Raw genomic sequence first — 17,379 nt, forward strand, 5'->3', positions numbered from 1 at the left:
GGGTTCCCGTGGCGACGCCGGCCCGCACGGCAAGGGCCCGCACGACGCCGGCCCGTGCGACGCCGGCCCGCGCGGGCACGACAGCCGGAACGCGAGCAGCAGGCGTGACGGGCGCGACCGCCAGGGCGGAAGCGCCGACCGGGGCACGAGCAACAGCCGGGACGGACGGGACAAGGAGCGCGGGCTAACGATGGCGGACGCCAAGGTCATCCCCTTCGACGAGGACCGGCCGCGCGGCGGTGCGCCGCGCGCGGCCCGCAGGCGGTCGGCGGCCGGTGGCGCCGCGGCGCGGGTGACCCCGCTGCCGGGCCCGCCGGCGCCGGCTGCCGCCGACCCCGCGCCGCCGCCGGCCGAACGGCCCGCCGACGGCACGTGGGAGCGGCGCGTCGCGGGCGGCCTGGCCTTCCTGCGGCGCCGCCTCACCGGCGAGTACGAGGTCGACGAGTTCGGGTACGACGAGGAGCTCACCGACCAGGTGCTCATGTCGCTGCTGCGGCCCCTGTACGAGAAGTACTTCCGGGTGGAGGTGCTCGGCGTCGAGAACATCCCGGCCGAGGGCGGCGCCCTGGTCGTGGCGAACCACTCGGGCACGCTCCCGCTGGACGGGTTGATGATGCAGGTCGCCGTCCACGACCACCACCCGGCCGACCGGCACCTGCGGCTCCTCGCCGCGGACCTGGTGTTCATGCTGCCGGTCGTCAGCGAGCTGGCCCGCAAGGCCGGGCACACGCTGGCGTGCGCGGAGGACGCCGAGCGGCTGCTCCGGCGGGGCGAGGTCGTCGGGGTGATGCCGGAGGGCTTCAAGGGCATCGGCAAGCCGTTCAGCGAGCGGTACAAGCTCCAGCGGTTCGGGCGCGGCGGCTTCGTGTCGACGGCGCTGCGCGCGGGCGCGCCGATCGTCCCCTGCGCGATCGTCGGCGCCGAGGAGATCTACCCGATGGTCGGCAACGCCAAGACGCTGGCGCGCCTGCTGGGCTTCCCGTACTTCCCGCTCACGCCGACCTTCCCGTGGCTGGGGCCGCTGGGCGCGCTGCCGCTGCCGACGAAGTGGACGATCCAGTTCGGCGAGCCCATCCCGACCGACGGGTACGCGCCGGAGGCGGCGGAGGACCCGATGCTGATGTTCAACCTGACGGACCAGGTGCGGGAGCAGATCCAGCACGCGCTGTACAAACTGCTGGTGCGCAGGCGGTCGGTCTTCTTCTGACCGGCCCCGGCTTTGGACCCGCCCCGCCCCGCCCCGGACGCGCTGCGACGGGCGCCGCTCCGTGGGGAGCGGCGCCCGTCGTATGGCCGAGGGGTGGGAACGCCGCGCTAGCGGGCGTCGTCCTGGTCGATGCCGAGGCCCGGGAGGATGCCGGGCAGGATCGGCGGCAGGGTGACGTCGGGTGCGGGGACGGGCGCCTCCGGTGTGCCGCCCTGGCTGGGCGGTGCCGATGTCGCCGGGCCGTCCGGGTCGAGGAGGCCGCCGGTGTCGCCGCCGATGAGGCCCTGGTCCGCGGAGGGGCCGGAGTCGGACGGTCCCGGGCTGTCCGCGGTGTCGCCGCCGGACGGCTGCGCGTGCGGGTCGGACGGCGACTGGCGGGACGGGGCGGGACCCGTCGAACCCTCCGGCGTCCCCGGCTTGGCGGAGCCTCGGCCGCCGCCCTTCTCCGGGGCGCTGGGCAGCCGCGCCTGGAGCGGGCCGACCTGTTCGTCTATGGCGTCGAACACGGACGTCACCTGGTCGCGGACGTCGGTCAGCTGGGGCGGCAGCTTGTCGCGCAGCCCGTTCCACGTGCCGCGGTGGTTGCGGGCGAACGAGTCGAGCGTCGCCATCGGGCCGATGCGGCCGTCCCGCTCGTAGGCGAGGCGGAGCAGTCGGTGCCCCTCGGAGACGTCGTGCTGCATGCCGGTGAGCACGCGGCGGATCTCGCCGAGCGACTCGTGGTCCAGTTCGCCGGCGCGGCCGCGCTCCATCAGCCGCCGGGCCTCGCTGAGCCGGGTGGAGGCGTGGTCGAGGTAGATCTCCCCCCGGTCGGCGTCGTCGTCCGCCAGACCGAGCGTCAGGTCTTCCATGCCGCGCTTCAACCCGTACAGCGAGTCACCCGGGAGGGCGTCGGAACTGGCAGCGGCCACCCCGCTGAACGCGCCCGCCGCCACACCCACGGTGAGGCCGCCGGCGGCCAGGCCCTTCGACCAGCGGCTGCGGGGCCGCAATTTCCGGAGGGCGGTGGCGCGGTGCGCGCCCCGGCCGCTCGATGTCCGCTGCTCCGGAACCATAGGGTCCGCGGACGCACCGCCCGCGGCCGTGCCCTCCTGGAGCATCGCTTCCATGGCGGCGACGAGCTGCGCTCGCTGCACCACCTTCACCTCGGGGTCCAACACGGGCTTCGGCAGTGCGCCGAGGCCGTTCGCCAGGGCCGTCAACCGACCCTGCTCGGTGGGTCCGGCCGACGCCTCGGGCTGCTGGGCCGCCTGATCTTCCAGGGCCTGGGCGAAGGCGTTCGCCCGCCGGTGCGCCGATACGTTCGCGATCACTGGCGGCACCTCCTCTCGTCATGACGGTCGACTCCCCAGGGGGTCCGGACGGTTGCACACCTTGAACACATCCACACGAACGAGTGAGTGGTTGTGGGCACGGCGCGACCACAGGGAGCCTGCATCCCGCACAACGAGCGTCGCGGCACTTGGGTTACGGACGGAGGATGATCGGACCAGCGCGTCATGAGGTGGTCACCGGGGTCGGTAGACGGGGAGGGGGCGGACGTGGCGGGCGGGGCCGGAGGGGGACGGACGACCGGCCGGGGAGGGGGCTCAGCGGGCGTCTTCGGGAAGCAGCCGGGCGAGGGTCCGCACGGCCCGGTACTGGAGGGTCTTGATCGCGCCCTCGTTCTTCCCCATGACGCGTGCGGTCTCGGCGACCGACAGCCCCTGCAGGAAGCGCAGGGTGACGCACTCCTGCTGCTGGGGGTTCAGCTTGCGGACCGCTTCGAGCAGGGCGGCGTTGGAGAGGGACTCCAGGACCGAGTCCTCCGGGCTGCGCTCGACCTCGTTGGCGTCGAGCATCTCCCCGGTGGTCACTTCGAGTCGGAACCGGCTCGACTTGAAGTGGTCGGCGACCAGGTTCCGCGCGATCGTGACCAGCCAGGCGCCGAAGTCCCGCCCCTGCCAGGTGAAGGTGGAGATGCGGCGCAGGGCGCGCAGGAACGTCTCGCTGGTGAGGTCCTCCGCGGTCGCCTTCCCGCCGACGCGGTAGTAGATGTAGCGGTAGACGGTGTCGCTGTACTGGTCGTACAGGCGGCCGAACGCCTCGGCCTCACCGGCCTGGGCGCGCTCGACCAGCTCCATCATGCGGGCGCTGTCGCTGTCGGCGGTGGGCCGCCGGGCGGCGGTCGAGGTGCCCGAGCCGCCGCGTCCGCCCCGTCTTCCGACGGCGGCGGCACCGCCGTCGGCCAGGGCGTAGCAGGGACCGGCGGGGGCCGGTACGGCGAAGGCGGGGACGGCGTACGCGGTGGGGACGAAGCCGCGCAAGTGGTCGAGGACCGTTGCGCGCAGCGTAGCCAGGCCCGAGGCGTCAACCCCGACGTGTGGGTACACGGGACTCCCAGAGGCAGAGCTTCCATCACGTGCAGTGCGGGACCGTTCACTCGTCATGGCGACGTGTGGGGGGTTCCGTATGCGTCTGAGGAGAATAACGCTTCGTGCAGGGAGCGCTACACCGAGTTGCTCAAATCATCGATTCAGTCGCTTCTCTTATGGGTGGGTGACGGATCGAGGCGCACTTGGTGACCGTTTTCTGATGGGATTACTTCGATTTCTGTCTGACCGCAGGATGAGTTGTGGCCGAGTGCGTCGGGCGTGACTGGGGCCCGTGCCGGGCGGGTAAGACCGGTGTTTGGCCCCGGGCGCGCTCCGGTACGCCCCTGGACGTCACCTGGACGGCCCTGGACACGCGGACCGCTGCCGGGCGCCGCGTCCGGACACGGGTCGCAGGACGGCCGGGCGGAGGGGGAGCGGGGCGAGGGTCAGCGGCGGCGGCGGTGCAGGGCGACCGCGGCGGCCGTGCCGCCGGCCAGGGCACCGACGCCCGCGGCGGCGGGGATGCCGACCTTCGCGGCCTTGCGCCCGGTGCGGTAGTCGCGCAGCCGCCACTCCCGCTCCCGGGCGTACCGGCGCAGCTGCGCGTCCGGGTTGATGGCGTAGGGGTGGCCCACGAGCGACAGCATCGGGATGTCGTTGTGCGAGTCGCTGTACGCGGCGCAGCGCTCCAGGTCCAGGCCCTCCTTGGACGCCAGCGCGCGGACCGCCTCCGCCTTGGCGGGCCCGTGCAGCGGCTCGCCGACCAGCCGGCCCGTGTACACGCCGTCCACCGACTCGGCGACCGTGCCGAGGGCGCCGGTCAGCCCCAGCCGGCGGGCGATGATCGTCGCCGTCTCGACGGGCGCGGCGGTGACGAGCCACACCTTCTGGCCGGCGTCCAGGTGGGCCTGGGCGAGGGCGCGGGTGCCCGGCCAGATGCGGTCGGCCATGTACTCGTCGTAGATCTCCTCGCCGATGGTCATCAGCTCGGAGACGCGGTGGCCGCGCACGATCGACAGGGCGCTCTCGCGGGCGTCCTGCATGTGCTCGGGGTCCTCGACGCCGGCCAGCCGGAACCAGGTCTGCTGCCAGGCGAAGCGGGCCAGCTCACGGCGCTGGAAGAACTTCCGCTTGTACAGGCCGCGGCCGAAGTGGAACAGGGCGGCGCCCTGCATCACGGTGTTGTCCAGGTCGAAGAAGGCGGCGGCGCGGACGTCGCCGCGCACCGGGAACTCGGCTTCCGGTTCGGCCAGGAGCTGCAGCTGCCGCGAGGTCTTGCGGGCCGCCTCCGCGGCGGCCTCGCCGGCCAGCACGCTGCGTGCCGTGGCGGAGCGCCTGCGCGGGGGGAGCCATCCGAGTGCGGCCATGACGCGAGCATAGCCAGTGTGTTCGGTCCCGCCCGACACGCGGGGACGCCGTCAGGGGGAACGCCCGGGGGCCGGAGGGTGAACCGGGGCCGCGCGGGCGCGGACAATGGGCACATGTTCGGACGCAGGAAGAAGAGGGCCGGCGGGCCCCGGACGGTCACGCTCATCGGCAAGCCCGGCTGCCACCTGTGCGACGACGCGCGCGAGGTCGTCGCGCGGGTCTGCGCCGAGACGGGGGCGGTCTGGGAGGAGAGGGACATCACCGCGGACGAGGAGCTGCACCGGGCCTACTGGGAGCAGATCCCCGTCGTGCTGGTCGACGGCGAGCAGCACACCTTCTGGCGCGTGGACCCGGCGCGGCTGCGGGCGGAGCTGCTGGACTGAGGCCGGGGCGGGAAGTCCGGCCCGACTGGGCCGAATGGCGTGGTGACCGGGAAAAGACGGTTACCATCATGTGCGTTTTGTTCGGTTTCGGGGGCGTCATCGTAGGGAGTGTGCTCGGTTTTGCCCTATCCAGAGATCGAACGCGTGATGGCTCCCCTCGGTTCCAGGATGGCGCGATGGGGGCGCGTGACCCCGGTCACTTTGCGCGGACAAAGCGGACATCATCTTTGTGCACGCGTTCACAAAGACATAGCCTGCTGTCGACGGGGCGGTCTCGGGACGGGCCGCCCGCAGCCCCGCTCATCCCGCAGGAGCACCGTGGCAACTGGCCGAACTCACCGACCGGCGACCCGTAGCCGAGGCATCCCCGAGGCCACCGTCGCCCGGCTCCCGCTGTACCTGCGGGCCCTCACCGCGCTGTCGGAGCGCTCCGTACCCACGGTCTCCTCCGAGGAGCTCGCCGCGGCGGCCGGGGTCAACTCCGCCAAGCTGCGCAAGGACTTCAGCTACCTCGGTTCGTACGGCACGCGGGGTGTCGGGTACGACGTCGAGTACCTCGTCTACCAGATCTCCCGCGAGCTCGGTCTCACGCAGGACTGGCCGATCGTCATGGTCGGCATCGGCAACCTCGGCGCGGCCCTCGCCAACTACGGCGGCTTCGCCTCCCGCGGGTTCCGCGTCGCCGCGCTGCTCGACGCCGACGCCTCGATGGTCGGGCGCCCCGTCGCGGGCATCCCGGTCCAGCACATCGACGACCTCGAGAAGATCATCGACGACAACGGCGTCTCGATCGGCGTCATCGCCACCCCGGCCGGCGCCGCCCAGCAGGTCTGCGACCGGCTCGTCGCGGCCGGCGTCACCTCGATCCTGAACTTCGCGCCGACCGTGCTGTCCGTGCCCGACGGCGTCGACGTGCGCAAGGTCGACCTCTCCATCGAGCTGCAGATCCTCGCCTTCCACGAGCAGCGCAAGGCCGGTGAGGACGCGGTCATCGCGGACGCCGCCGTCCTGCCGACCGCTGCCGCCGTCGAGCGCGAGACCGCCGCCCCGGCCGCCCGTACCGGCCGGAAGGGACCCGACGGGGACGTCCCCGCCGTGATGCCGGCATGAGTCTCCTCGTCGTCGGCCTCAGCCACCGCAGCGCACCCGTCAGTGTGCTGGAGCGGGCCTCCCTCGACTCCGACACGCAGGCCAAGCTGCTCCAGGACACCCTCGCCGCCGAGCCGGCCGTCGAGGCGGCGGTCCTGGCCACCTGCAACCGCATCGAGCTCTACGCCGACGTGGACAAGTTCCACGCCGGTGTCGCCGAGCTGTCCACGCTCCTCGCCCAGCACAGCGGCGTCGGGCTGGAGGAGCTGACCCCCCACCTCTACGTCCACTACGAGGACCGGGCCGTCCACCACCTGTTCTCGGTGGCGTGCGGGCTGGACTCCATGGTCGTCGGCGAGGGCCAGATCCTCGGCCAGATCAAGGACTCGCTCGCCCGCGCCCAGGAGCTGCACACCGCCGGACGGCTGCTGAACGACCTGTTCCAGAAGGCCCTGCGGGTCGGCAAGCGCGCCCACAGCGAGACCGGCATCGACCGCGCCGGGCAGTCCCTGGTCACCTTCGGCCTGGAGCAGCTCGCCGTCGGCAGGTCGGACGTGAACGCCTGGGCGAAGGGCAAGCGCGCCCTCGTCATCGGCGCCGGCTCCATGTCGTCGCTGGCCGCCGCGACCCTCGCCCGGGCCGGCGTCGACGAGATCGTCATCGCCAACCGGACCGCCGAGCGCGCCCACCGCCTCGTACGGATCCTCACCGAGCCCGGCGGCACGGGCGTGACCGCCCGCGCGGTCCGCATGTCCGCCGTCGGCGACGAGCTGGCCCTGGCCGACGTCGTCGTCTCCTGCACCGGCGCGACCGGCCTCGTCCTGACCCGCCAGGCCGTCGAGACCGCCCTGGCGGGCCGCACCACGCCGCTGGCGCTGCTCGACCTGGCCATGCCCCGCGACATCGACGCCGCGGTGCACCGCATGGTGAACGTCCGGCTGGTCGACATCGAGTCGCTCGCCGAGGCGTCCGCGGACGCGCCGATGGCCGCGGACGTCGACCGGGTCCGCTCCATCGTCTCGGACGAGGTCGCCGTCTTCGGCGCGGCCCAGCGCGCGGCGCACATCACCCCGACCGTCGTCGCGCTGCGCACGATGGCCGCCGATGTCGTGGCCGGCGAGATGGCCCGCCTGGAGGGGCGCCTCCCCGCACTCGACGAGAAGCAGCGCGCCGAGATCAACCAGACGGTGCGCCGCGTCGTCGACAAGCTGCTGCACGCGCCGACCGTGCGCGTGAAGCAGCTCGCCAGCGAGCCGGGTGGCGCCGGGTACGCCGACGCGCTGCGCACACTCTTCGACCTCGACCCGGAGACGGTCGCCGCCGTCTCGCGGGCCGACCTGACGGACGCCGACGTGAACCGAGGGCGAGTATGACCGAGAGGGCCCAGAGCACCCAGAGGGCACTGAGGCTGGGAACCAGGCGCAGCAAGCTCGCCATGGCCCAGTCCGGGCACGTCGCGGACGCCGTCCGCCGGCTGACCGGCCGCCCCGTGGAGCTCGTCGAGATCACCACGTACGGGGACATCTCCCGCGAGCACCTCGCGCAGATCGGCGGCACCGGTGTGTTCGTCACCGCGCTGCGCGACGCGCTCCTCGCCGGTGAGGTCGACTTCGCCGTGCACTCGCTGAAGGACCTGCCGACCACGCAGCCCGACGAGCTCGCCCTCGCGGCGATCCCGCGGCGCGAGGACCCGCGCGACGTCCTCGTCGCCCGCGACGGGCTGCCGCTCGCGGAGCTGGCCGCCCCCGCGCAGGGGCGCGTCGCCCGCGTCGGCACCGGCTCGCCGCGCCGCATGGCGCAGCTCAACGCCTACGCCCGGGACCGCGGCCTGCGGATCGAGACCGTCCCCATCCGGGGCAACGTCGACACGCGCATCGGCTTCGTCCGCGACGGGGAGCTCGACGCGGTCGTGCTGGCCGCGGCCGGCCTGAACCGCATCGGCAGGTCCGGCGAGATCACCGAGTACCTGTCGGTCGACACCGTCCTGCCCGCCCCGGGCCAGGGCGCGCTGGCGATCGAGTGCCCGGCCGCCGACGAGGAACTCGTCGCCGTGCTGGCGCGGCTCGACGACCCGCACACGCGGGCGGCCGTCACCGCCGAGCGGTCCCTGCTCGCCGCCCTGGAGGCCGGCTGCTCCGCGCCCGTGGGCGCGCTCGCCGACCTGCCGCCGTCCGGCGACCACGATGTTCATGAGATGCGCCTGCGCGGCGTCGTCGGCACGACCGACGGCTCCACGCTGGTGCAGTTGTCCACCACCGGTCCCGTACCCACGTCGCACCACGACGCGGTGGCGCTCGGTCGCGAACTCGCGTCCGAGATGCTCGCCAAGGGCGCGGCCGGTCTTATGGGGGAGCGAGCACTTTGAGCCCCACCGCCGCATCCAAGGCTTCCTCCGCGTTCTCCGCGTGGGGGCACGTCACCTTCCTCGGCGCCGGACCCGGTGACCCGGGACTGCTGACACTGCGCGCCGTCGAGGCGCTCGCCGGCGCGGACGTACTGATCGCCGAGCCGGATGTGCTCGACGTCGTACGCGGCCATGCGCGGGCGGGCGTGAGCACGCCCGAGCTGACGGTAGTTGACGAAGCGTCAATGACCGCCGCCGTCCCCGTGTTGAGGGACGCGGCCAATCTTGTCATGGAGGCCGCGCGCAGCGGCAAGCGGGTGGTGCGTGCGCTGAGCGGCGACCCGGGGCTCGACGGCAACGCGGGGGCCGAGATGCTCGCCTGCGCCACCGCGGGCATCCCCTTCGAGGTCGTGCCCGGTGTCGCCACCGCCGTCGGCGTGCCCGCGTACGCCGGTGTGCCGCTGCGTGACGCCGAGGGCGCCGACGTGCGCTTCGTGGACGCCCGCACCGCCAGCGACCGCTGCTGGACGGAGGTCGGCGCGTCCGACGGCACGGTGGTGGTGTCCACGACGCTGGACGCCGTCGCCGCGGCCGCCGGCGAGCTGGTCGCCTCCGGCCGCAAGCCGGACACCCCGCTGACCGTCACGGTCGCCGGGACGACGACCCGGCAGCGGACCTGGACGGCCACGCTCGGCTCCATCGCGCAGACGCTGAAGCAGGCGAAGGTGCTGCCCTCGCCGGACGGCCACCAGCCCGTCATAGCCGTGGTCGGTGAGCGCAGCGCCGCCGCCCAGCGCGACCGGCTCGCGTGGTTCGAGTCGAAGCCGCTCTTCGGCTGGAAGGTCCTCGTGCCGCGCACGAAGGAGCAGTCGGCGTCGCTCTCCGACCAGCTCAGGTCGTACGGCGCCGTGCCCAGCGAGGTGCCCACCATCGCCGTCGAGCCGCCGCGCACGCCGCAGCAGATGGAGCGCGCGGTGAAGGGGCTCGTCACCGGCCGGTACGAGTGGATCGCCTTCACCTCGGTCAACGCCGTCAAGGCGGTCCGGGAGAAGTTCGAGGAGTACGGGCTCGACGCCCGCGCCTTCGCCGGGATCAAGGTCGCGGCGGTGGGCGAGCAGACCGCCCGCGCGCTCGTGGAGTTCGGCGTCAAGCCGGACCTCGTGCCGAGCGGGGAGCAGTCCGCGGCGGGACTGCTGGAGGACTGGCCGCCGTACGACCCGGTCTTCGACCCGATCGACCGGGTGTTCCTGCCGCGGGCCGACATCGCCACCGAGACGCTGGTGGCCGGGCTGATCGAGCTCGGCTGGGAGGTCGACGACGTCACGGCGTACCGGACCGTGCGGGCCTCCCCCCCGCCGGTGGAGACCCGCGAGGCGATCAAGGGCGGCGGCTTCGACGCGGTGCTGTTCACGTCGTCGTCGACCGTGCGGAACCTGGTCGGCATCGCGGGCAAGCCGCACAACGTGACGGTGATCGCGTGCATCGGGCCGGCGACGGCCAAGACGGCGGAGGAGCACGGCCTGCGGGTCGACGTCCTGTCGCCGGAGCCGTCCGTGACGAAGCTGGCGGAGGCGCTGGCGGAGTTCGGCGCGAAGCGCCGCGCGGCGGCGGTGGAGGCCGGCGACCCGGTCACCCGGCCGTCCGAGCGGCGCCCCGGGGCGCGGCGGCGGCGTTCCACGACCTGACCGGCTCACCGATGTGGCCCGCACCCGAGCAGTCGGGTGCGGGCCACGCGCGTTCGTCCGGTCAGTGCCCGGAGGCGTACGGCAGGAAGGCCGCCCAGGTGGTGGGGGCGGGGGCGAGGCGGGGGCCGGTGGGGTTCTTGGAGTCGCGGACCAGGATGTGGTCGGTCACGGACGCGACCTCGACGCAGTCGGGGCCGTCGGGGGTGCTGTAGCTGCTCTTGATCCAGGCCACTTCGACGCAAGATGGTCCGTCGGCTGTGCTGTAGCTGCTCTTTATCCACTCCGGCTTGATGTCGACTCCAGCGACGGTCTCGTGGATCATGACTCTCCCGGAATCTTCTCGATGAAGGTCAGTGACTCCCGCGGACTGAGAGCTTGCGCCCGGATCGCGCCGTAACGGATGTCCGGCAGCTGGACCTCTCTCGGATCGGTGATCACGCGGCTGATGAGCTGCACCTCGTTGTGTCCCACGGTGCTCCCGTCCCGCAGCCGCAGTACCCGGAAAGAGCCGGCCAGGCCTGCGTTGTCCTCGCGGCCCAGTGGCAACGCTGTGCGCCGACCCCCTGTACCGGTTCTCCGTACCGCTGTCCGCCACCCGGCGCGGTGCCCGGCTCGCCGGGCTGCTCGCCGCCGAGCGGCTGCGGGAGTGGGGCGCGGAGTCGGAGGGGGCCCTGCTGGCCGTCGCCGAGCTCGCCGCCAACGCCGTGCCGCACGGGCGGGTGCCGGGGCGGAGCTTCCGCCTCACCCTGGCCCTCTCCGGCTCGGGCACGCTCCGCGTCGAGGTCACCGACACGCGGGGCGACCGGATGCCGGTACAGGGGAACCTCGCCGGCGAGGTGCCGGGGGAGTCCGGGTACGGGCTGGTGCTGGTCGAGGAGCCGGCGGACCGCTGGGGCGTCCGGCATGGCCCGGTGCCGTGCAAGACCGTGTGGGCCGAGCTGGACCCGGTCCCCGTCGAGTGGACGGGCGCGATCGCGGACGCCGGTGCCTGCTGTGTCCGGACCCCGCCCGACACGGCATGACGTCCGCAACCGGGCGTCGGCGGACTGCGCCGGAGCTCTGCCCGAGGAGGGCGCGGTAGTACGCGACTCCCGGTTCGCGCTCCGTCCGGATGTCGCCGGTGGAGGTCCCCGGTGTTGTGTGGTCGGGCTATCCGGTTGGTTTCCACTGCGCTCTTCGAGGCGCACGACGAATGGATCGCCTTACCTCGCCGCCATCTCCCCGAAGGTGATATGGGGGATATCTACCGTAAGCCCTTTTTTGGTCCCTCCGTGCCGCCCGACGCACCACAATGCAACAGCCATTTGACCCCCGGCGCCACGCGAGGGCCACTGTCTGGCGAATGCGTGCTCCCGGCCGAGTGGCACGCGCTCCGATGCCCTCCCGTGCAGGTTGTCGGAGGTCATCTGCCCAGGGTTTACGGGGCAGTTGACCTCGCGGTTTCGTGGTAGCGTCCTCGCTCGGAGGGACAGTGCGACCTGAAAGGGAAATCGTGAACACGGAGAAGACAGCCGCTCGCCGCCTCTCGCTGGAAGAGGTGACGAAGCTCGGCGTGAAGGACAGGATCCTCGTTTCCGCCGACACGGCAGAACTCAAACTTCCCGACTGCTATGTCCCTGCTTTTCTGACCAAGTCCGGTGAGGATTTCGAGGGCGGCTCGATCACGGCGAGGACCGTATTCCAGGAAGAGGTCTCCTGCCTTCCCGACGACGAGAACGAAGCCGGAGTCTACGTGGCCGACGAGGACGGCTCGGAGACCATCGAGGTCCTCCAGTCGGCCGGTGTCGTGCTGGACCTGGCGCTTTTCGTCCCCGGTGGGGACAGGGGCTCCCTCACGGCCCTTTACGCCGCGGCCCGGCAGGCGTTCGGCGCCGACGTCGTGCAGATCTGGCGCCAGGGCCTCAAGGAGGTTCCCGACGTGAAGGTCGACATCTACGAGGAGCAGGTTCCCCGGGGGCGCAAGGGGGGCGACAGCCCCAAGCGTGACCGTCGCGCGATCGACACCTACCCCACCCGTGCGGAATTCATCGAGTTCTCCGCGGGGTGGAAGCCGGTCGTCGAGATTCACAGGCCGATCGTCGACGACACCCCGACCATCTGAGGTCGCGTCACCTCTCGTCCCGGCGTGAGACCGCGTCGGGGGTCTTCCGGCGGAGGGCCCCCGAAGGCGTGGGCGGACGTTCCGGGGGCGCGCGTGGGGGCTTTGGAGGCTTCCGCGTCCGTGGGACCGTCCCCTGCCGGACCGGGCGGGCGGTGCGAAGGGGCGGCCGCCTTCCTCGCGGGCCCGCGCCGCGGGTACGGGCGCCTCACCCCGCACCTGCCCCTACGACGTGCGCGGGCCGGGCCCGGGTCCGCCGCCGACGTGCGCGGGCCGGCCCCGGGTGTCGCCGACCGGTTTCGCGCGGGGCGCCGCCCCTGGCCGTCGTCCACCGCGCGCCGACCGCCGACCTCCCCGCCGCCATGAAGCACCCGGCGGGCGTACCCGCCCACCGCCGGTTTCCGTCCGGGTGCTCCCGAGGGGCCGGGCGGCCGGTCAGCCCATCGTCTTGGCGCCGTCGAGGGACTCGCGGATGATGTCGGCGTGCCCGGCGTGCTGCGCGGTCTCGGCGATGACGTGCAGCAGCACCCGGCGGGCCGACCACCGGACCCCGGGCTTGAACCACGGCGCCTCCGGCAGCGGATGGTCCATGTCCAGGTCGGGCAGGGCGGCGACCAGCTCGTCGGTTCGGCGGGCCACCGCCTCGTACTCGGCCAGCACGCCGGCCAGCGTCTCGCCGGGCAGCAGGCGGAACTCGTCCTCCCGCTCGGCGGAGTCGGTCTCGGCCATGGCGTTGAAGTCGGGCATGGCCGACGGGCCCTCCACGATGAAGTCGACCCAGATCCGCTCCATCTCGGCGACGTGCTTGACCAGGCCGCCCACGCACAGGGCGCTGACGGTGGTCCGCGACCCGGCCTGCTCGTCGGTGAGGCCCTGGGTGGTGAAGCGCAGGAAGTTCCGGTGCATGCCCAGCGTCTGCAGCAGGTCGGCACGCTCGCCGGTGAGGGCGGCCGCCTCGTGCAGGTTCGGGGTCTCGGTCATGGTCTTCCGCCTCCGGTGGGGTCCGTGTTCCTCGGTCTACGACGACGGTAGAAGCCATAGCGGCCACTTCCCGTCCTGAATTCCCGGGATGATCGGAGGCATGGCGAACACCAGCACCCGGACGCTGCGACTGCTGTCCCTCCTGCAGACCCACCGCTACTGGCCGGGCACCGAACTGGCCGACCGGCTCGGCGTCTCGGTCCGCACACTGCGCCGGGACGTCGACCGGCTGCGCGAGCTCGGCTATCCGGTGGAGGCCCAGCGCGGTGTCGACGGCGGCTACCAGCTCGCCGCGGGTGCCGCGCTGCCGCCACTGGTGATCGACGACGACGAGGCGGTCGCCCTGGCCGTCGGGATGCACACCGCCGCGGAGGGCGCGGTGGAGGGCATCGCCGAGTCCTCGATCCGGGTGCTGGCCAAGGTGGCGCAGGTGATGCCCGCCCGGCTGCGCCACCGGGTCGAGGCGCTGCGCGCGATGACCGTGCCCGCCGGCTGGGGCAGCCCGGACCGGGCGGGAGTCGACCCGGGCGTGCTGACCACGCTGGCGCTGGCCTGCCGGGACAGCGAACGGCTCCGCTTCGGCTACGCCGCCGCCGACGGCCGCCGCACCGACCGGGAGGTCGAGCCCCACCGGCTGGTCCGCCTCGCGCGCCGCTGGTACCTGGTCGCGTACGACCTCACGCGGCAGGACTGGCGCAGCTTCCGGGTCGACCGGCTCACCGCGCCGGACGGCACCGGCACGCCGTTCCGCCCGCGCGCCCTGCCCGCCGCCGACGCCGCCGAGTTCGTCCGCGCCGGGATCGGCAACCTGCCGCGCCCGTACCGGGTGACGGCCCTGGTGAACGCCCCGGCCGCGACCGTACGGGAACGGATCGGCCGGTGGAGCACGGTCGAGGAAGTGGACGCCGAGCACTGCCGGGTCCGCATGACCAGCGACTCGCTGGACTGGCCGACCCTGGCGCTGGGCTCCCTCGGCGCCGAGTTCCGCGTGCTCGAACCGGCCGAGATGGTCGACCAGCTCCGCGACTGGGCAGCCCGGTTCGACCGCGCGGTACGGGACTGACAGGCCGACCGGCCTGGACGCTCCCGCTGTCCCCGCCGGTACCCCCGGGCCGCGACTTCGCACGGACGACCCTGAGGCGGCGGCCGGTCCATCGTCTCCCGACCGCCGCCCGTCGTCAGCCGTACGTCAGCCGGGCGTCAGCGGCACAGGGCGTCGATGTCCTCGGCGATGGTGGGGAACTCCGCGCGGGCCCCGGCGATGATGTCGCGGGCCGGGCGGCGCGGGGTGGTCGCGTGCCGCTCGGCGACCTCGGTCAGCGCGGTGCGGGGCGCGCTCGGGCGGGGCTCGGGGGCCCCGTACAGCACGGACTCCAGCGGCCCGACGCCGTCGGCCAGCACCCACAGGAAGTCGGAGAGGTTCCCGGCGACCACGCCGGACTCGCCCTCCGAGCCCAGGAACACCACGGGCTGCCCGGCGAGGGGCCGTCCCGGCCGCCCGTACCAGACGGCGGCGAGACCGCCCGAGCCGTCCTGCCCGAAGACCCGATAGGCGTCACCGTCGACCTCGGGGTTCCCCGTCCACTGGCGGAACCAGTCGGTGGTCTCCTCGGCGGAGTCGAAGGCGTCGTACGGCTCGAAGTCGATGCCCTCGCCCCCGTCGTAGTCGAAGCCGACGCGGGCCACGTCGGCGAGGGCGGGCGGGAGGCGGCGGTCGTCACCGGGCGTCTGTGTCACCCGCGCAGGCTAACCGCCCGCACCGACAGCCGCCTCAGCCGGCCGGCGCGTCCGCCACGGCCCGGGCGAACGCCTCGGGGTTGTCCAGCATGACGTTGTGTCCGCAGTCGGGGACCGCCGTGACGGTCACACCCGCCGCGACCAGTTCCGCCGCGCCCGGGAACGGGGCGTCGGCCCGCGGGTACAGGAAGGTGCGCGGCACCGGCAGCGCCAGCAGCAGCTCCCGGATGGTCGGGGTCGTGCCGCGGACCAGGTGGGTCGCGCTGCGGTGCAGGGCCTCCAGGCCCGCCAGGCGCATCGTCGACCACCAGTGCGCGCCCACCCGGTCGCGGACCTCGCGCCAGCCGCCGGTGACGAACTCCTCCTCGGTGTACGCCGCGATGCCGCTGCTCCCGGCGGTGCCCGGGACGCGGGGCAGCGGGTCGAGGTTGGCGTCGACCAGGACGAGCCGGGAGACCAGCTCGGGGTGGCGGGCGGCGAGCACGACGGCGACCGAACCGCCCATGCTGTGCGCGACGAGCTCGGCCCCGGCGACGTCCGCGGCGCGCAGGGCGGCGGCGAGCGTGTCGGCGTGGTCTTCGAGGGTGTACGCGAACGACGTGGGGCGGTCGCTGTGCCCGTGGCCGAGCAGGTCGACCAGGAGGGAGCGGTGGCCGGCCAGCAGGGGGTGCACCGCCGTCGCGGCGAAGTACGCGGGCGAGGTGGCGCCCAGTCCGTGCACGTAGACGCGCACTGGGTCACGGCCCGGGAGCTCCACCCAGCGGATGCGGTCCCCGGCGGCCGTCACGGCTGCGCTGCGCACGGTCTGTCTCCCCCCACGGCGGCATGATCACTGCCGGGACACGGTACCTCGCGGGCGCGACCCGCCGACGGCGCGGCGCCGACTGGGCGTCGGCAAAGGCACCGGTGGGGCGGGCGTAGCGTGAGGGGCATGACTGTGTACGGATCCTTTCCCGGGGCGCGGCCGCGGCGGCTGCGTACCACGCCCGCGATGCGGCGGATGGTCGCGGAGACGCGGCTGCATCCGGCCGACCTGATCCTGCCCGCGTTCGTGCGGGAGGGCGTGAGCGAGCCGGTGCCGATCTCGGCGATGCCCGGCGTCGTGCAGCACACCCGGGACACGCTGCGGAAGGCCGCCGTGGAGGCGGTCGAGGCCGGGGTCTCCGGGATCATGCTGTTCGGCGTGCCGGAGGACGCGAAGAAGGACGCGGTCGGGACGGCGGGGACCGACCCGGACGGCATTCTGCAGGTCGCCATCCGGGACGTGCGGGCCGAGGTCGGGGACGACCTGGTGATCATGTCGGACCTGTGCCTCGACGAGTACACCGACCACGGGCACTGCGGAGTGCTGGACGCCGACGGGCGCGTCGACAACGACGCGACCCTGGAGCGGTACGCCGAGATGGCGCAGGTCCAGGCCGACGCGGGCGTCCACGTCGTCGGGCCGAGCGGCATGATGGACGGCCAGGTCGGCGTCGTCCGCGACGCGCTCGACACGATCGGCAAGGAGGACGTGTCGATCCTCGCGTACACCGTGAAGTACGCCTCCGCCTTCTACGGGCCGTTCCGCGAGGCGGTCGGTTCGTCGCTGACGGGTGACCGCAAGACGTACCAGCAGGACGCGGCGAACCTGCGGGAGTCGATGCGGGAGCTGGCGCTCGACCTGGACGAGGGCGCCGACATGGTGATGGTCAAGCCGGCCGGGCCCTACCTCGACGTACTGGCGAAGGTCGCTGACGCGGTGGACGTGCCGGTCGCGGCGTACCAGATCAGCGGCGAGTACGCGATGGTCGAGGCGGCGGCGGAGAAGGGCTGGATCGACCGGGAGCAGGCGATCCTGGAGTCCCTCACCGGCATCCGGCGGGCGGGCGCGAAGATGATCCTCACGTACTGGGCGACCGAGGTCGCGCAGCGGCTGGGCCGCTAGCCGACGCGGTCGGGAGCCGGGAGCCGGGAGCCGGTGGTCGGTGGTCGGTGGTGGGGGGCGGGCGGCTCTGGCCGTGCCCGGCCCCCTCGCGGTCGGGGGCGAGAGGTCGTGCCTAGGCTTCGGCCATGCTCCTGGTACACGGCGGGAAAGCCGTAGCTGACGCTCTCGGACCGCGCACGGGGGGAGTGCCACTCGTCCCCGAGGGA

General features: G+C 73.3%; 18 protein-coding genes. 10 read left to right on the forward strand and 8 right to left on the reverse strand.

The annotated features are described in order from the left end of the window. Positions 1-190: 190 nt before the first annotated feature. Positions 191-1,207 (forward strand): lysophospholipid acyltransferase family protein, encoded by a 1,017-nt coding sequence (locus NRO40_RS17075; RefSeq protein WP_257375441.1) that lies wholly within the window; start codon positions 191-193, stop codon positions 1,205-1,207. A gap of 107 nt (positions 1,208-1,314) precedes the next feature. On the opposite strand, the gene NRO40_RS17080 is transcribed toward NRO40_RS17075, so the two are convergent. The 3 genes from NRO40_RS17080 to NRO40_RS17090 all read right to left on the reverse strand — a co-directional run bounded on the left by NRO40_RS17080 (position 1,315) and on the right by NRO40_RS17090 (position 4,928). Next, positions 1,315-2,520 carry a DUF5667 domain-containing protein gene (locus NRO40_RS17080; RefSeq protein ID WP_058944272.1) on the reverse strand — a complete coding sequence of 402 codons (1,206 nt, stop codon included), beginning with the start codon at positions 2,518-2,520 and terminating at the stop codon, positions 1,315-1,317. A gap of 276 nt (positions 2,521-2,796) precedes the next feature. Continuing rightward, on the reverse strand, positions 2,797-3,579 hold the full coding sequence (locus tag NRO40_RS17085) for an ECF subfamily RNA polymerase sigma factor, BldN family (protein WP_058944271.1): 783 nt from the start codon (positions 3,577-3,579) through the stop codon (positions 2,797-2,799). 428 nt (positions 3,580-4,007) lie between these two features. Then, a complete protein-coding gene (locus tag NRO40_RS17090; RefSeq protein WP_058944270.1) occupies positions 4,008-4,928 on the reverse strand; it encodes an HAD family hydrolase in 921 nt (306 codons plus the stop codon). 114 nt (positions 4,929-5,042) lie between these two features. On the opposite strand from NRO40_RS17090, the gene NRO40_RS17095 reads away from it, so the two are divergent. The 5 genes from NRO40_RS17095 (at position 5,043) to NRO40_RS17115 (ending at position 10,430) form a co-directional block, all read left to right on the forward strand. Then, positions 5,043-5,312, forward strand: coding sequence for a glutaredoxin family protein (locus NRO40_RS17095; protein ID WP_058944269.1), 270 nt, complete (start codon positions 5,043-5,045; stop codon positions 5,310-5,312). Between the two features lie 318 nt (positions 5,313-5,630). Further along, positions 5,631-6,422 (forward strand): redox-sensing transcriptional repressor Rex, encoded by a 792-nt coding sequence (locus NRO40_RS17100; RefSeq protein WP_058944268.1) that lies wholly within the window; start codon positions 5,631-5,633, stop codon positions 6,420-6,422. Further along, on the forward strand, positions 6,419-7,774 hold the full coding sequence (locus NRO40_RS17105; RefSeq protein WP_058944267.1) for a glutamyl-tRNA reductase: 1,356 nt from the start codon (positions 6,419-6,421) through the stop codon (positions 7,772-7,774). Before NRO40_RS17100 ends, NRO40_RS17105 begins: the two co-directional genes overlap by 4 nt. Next, a complete protein-coding gene (hemC, locus tag NRO40_RS17110; protein WP_058944266.1) occupies positions 7,771-8,766 on the forward strand; it encodes a hydroxymethylbilane synthase in 996 nt (331 codons plus the stop codon). The genes NRO40_RS17105 and hemC overlap by 4 nt, the downstream gene beginning before the upstream one ends. Then, complete coding sequence (locus tag NRO40_RS17115; RefSeq protein WP_058944265.1) at positions 8,763-10,430, forward strand: bifunctional uroporphyrinogen-III C-methyltransferase/uroporphyrinogen-III synthase; 1,668 nt, start codon at positions 8,763-8,765, stop codon at positions 10,428-10,430. The genes hemC and NRO40_RS17115 overlap by 4 nt, the downstream gene beginning before the upstream one ends. 61 nt (positions 10,431-10,491) lie before the next feature. On the opposite strand, the gene NRO40_RS17120 is transcribed toward NRO40_RS17115, so the two are convergent. Continuing rightward, a complete protein-coding gene (locus tag NRO40_RS17120) occupies positions 10,492-10,752 on the reverse strand; it encodes a DUF397 domain-containing protein (protein WP_079047364.1) in 261 nt (86 codons plus the stop codon). After that, positions 10,749-10,976 (reverse strand): Scr1 family TA system antitoxin-like transcriptional regulator, encoded by a 228-nt coding sequence (locus tag NRO40_RS17125; protein WP_408057016.1) that lies wholly within the window; start codon positions 10,974-10,976, stop codon positions 10,749-10,751. Before NRO40_RS17125 ends, NRO40_RS17120 begins: the two co-directional genes overlap by 4 nt. On the opposite strand from NRO40_RS17125, the gene NRO40_RS17130 reads away from it, so the two are divergent. Next, positions 10,970-11,452, forward strand: a complete 483-nt coding sequence (locus NRO40_RS17130; protein ID WP_232791213.1) for an ATP-binding protein — start codon at positions 10,970-10,972, stop codon at positions 11,450-11,452. The two genes, NRO40_RS17125 and NRO40_RS17130, sit on opposite strands and share 7 nt — an antisense overlap. Positions 11,453-11,922: 470 nt before the next feature. Beyond that, positions 11,923-12,531 carry a hypothetical protein gene (locus NRO40_RS17135; protein ID WP_058944263.1) on the forward strand — a complete coding sequence of 203 codons (609 nt, stop codon included), beginning with the start codon at positions 11,923-11,925 and terminating at the stop codon, positions 12,529-12,531. Positions 12,532-12,963: 432 nt separating this feature from the next. Here NRO40_RS17135 and NRO40_RS17140 read toward each other — a convergent pair whose 3' ends face one another. Beyond that, on the reverse strand, positions 12,964-13,509 hold the full coding sequence (locus tag NRO40_RS17140) for a DinB family protein (RefSeq protein WP_058944262.1): 546 nt from the start codon (positions 13,507-13,509) through the stop codon (positions 12,964-12,966). Between the two features lie 100 nt (positions 13,510-13,609). Between NRO40_RS17140 and NRO40_RS17145 the strand changes: the two genes are divergently transcribed. Beyond that, positions 13,610-14,572 (forward strand): helix-turn-helix transcriptional regulator, encoded by a 963-nt coding sequence (locus NRO40_RS17145; RefSeq protein ID WP_058944282.1) that lies wholly within the window; start codon positions 13,610-13,612, stop codon positions 14,570-14,572. 137 nt (positions 14,573-14,709) lie between these two features. On the opposite strand, the gene NRO40_RS17150 is transcribed toward NRO40_RS17145, so the two are convergent. Next, on the reverse strand, positions 14,710-15,246 hold the full coding sequence (locus NRO40_RS17150) for a hypothetical protein (RefSeq protein ID WP_058944261.1): 537 nt from the start codon (positions 15,244-15,246) through the stop codon (positions 14,710-14,712). 34 nt (positions 15,247-15,280) lie between these two features. Continuing rightward, a complete protein-coding gene (locus NRO40_RS17155) occupies positions 15,281-16,048 on the reverse strand; it encodes an alpha/beta fold hydrolase (protein ID WP_058944260.1) in 768 nt (255 codons plus the stop codon). 129 nt (positions 16,049-16,177) lie between these two features. On the opposite strand from NRO40_RS17155, the gene hemB reads away from it, so the two are divergent. Next, entirely contained in the window at positions 16,178-17,173 is a 996-nt protein-coding gene (hemB, locus tag NRO40_RS17160) for a porphobilinogen synthase (protein WP_079047363.1), read from the forward strand. Positions 17,174-17,379: the final 206 nt, after the last annotated feature.

Source organism: Streptomyces changanensis (assembly GCF_024600715.1).
In the GTDB taxonomy this organism is placed as follows: domain Bacteria; phylum Actinomycetota; class Actinomycetes; order Streptomycetales; family Streptomycetaceae; genus Streptomyces; species Streptomyces changanensis.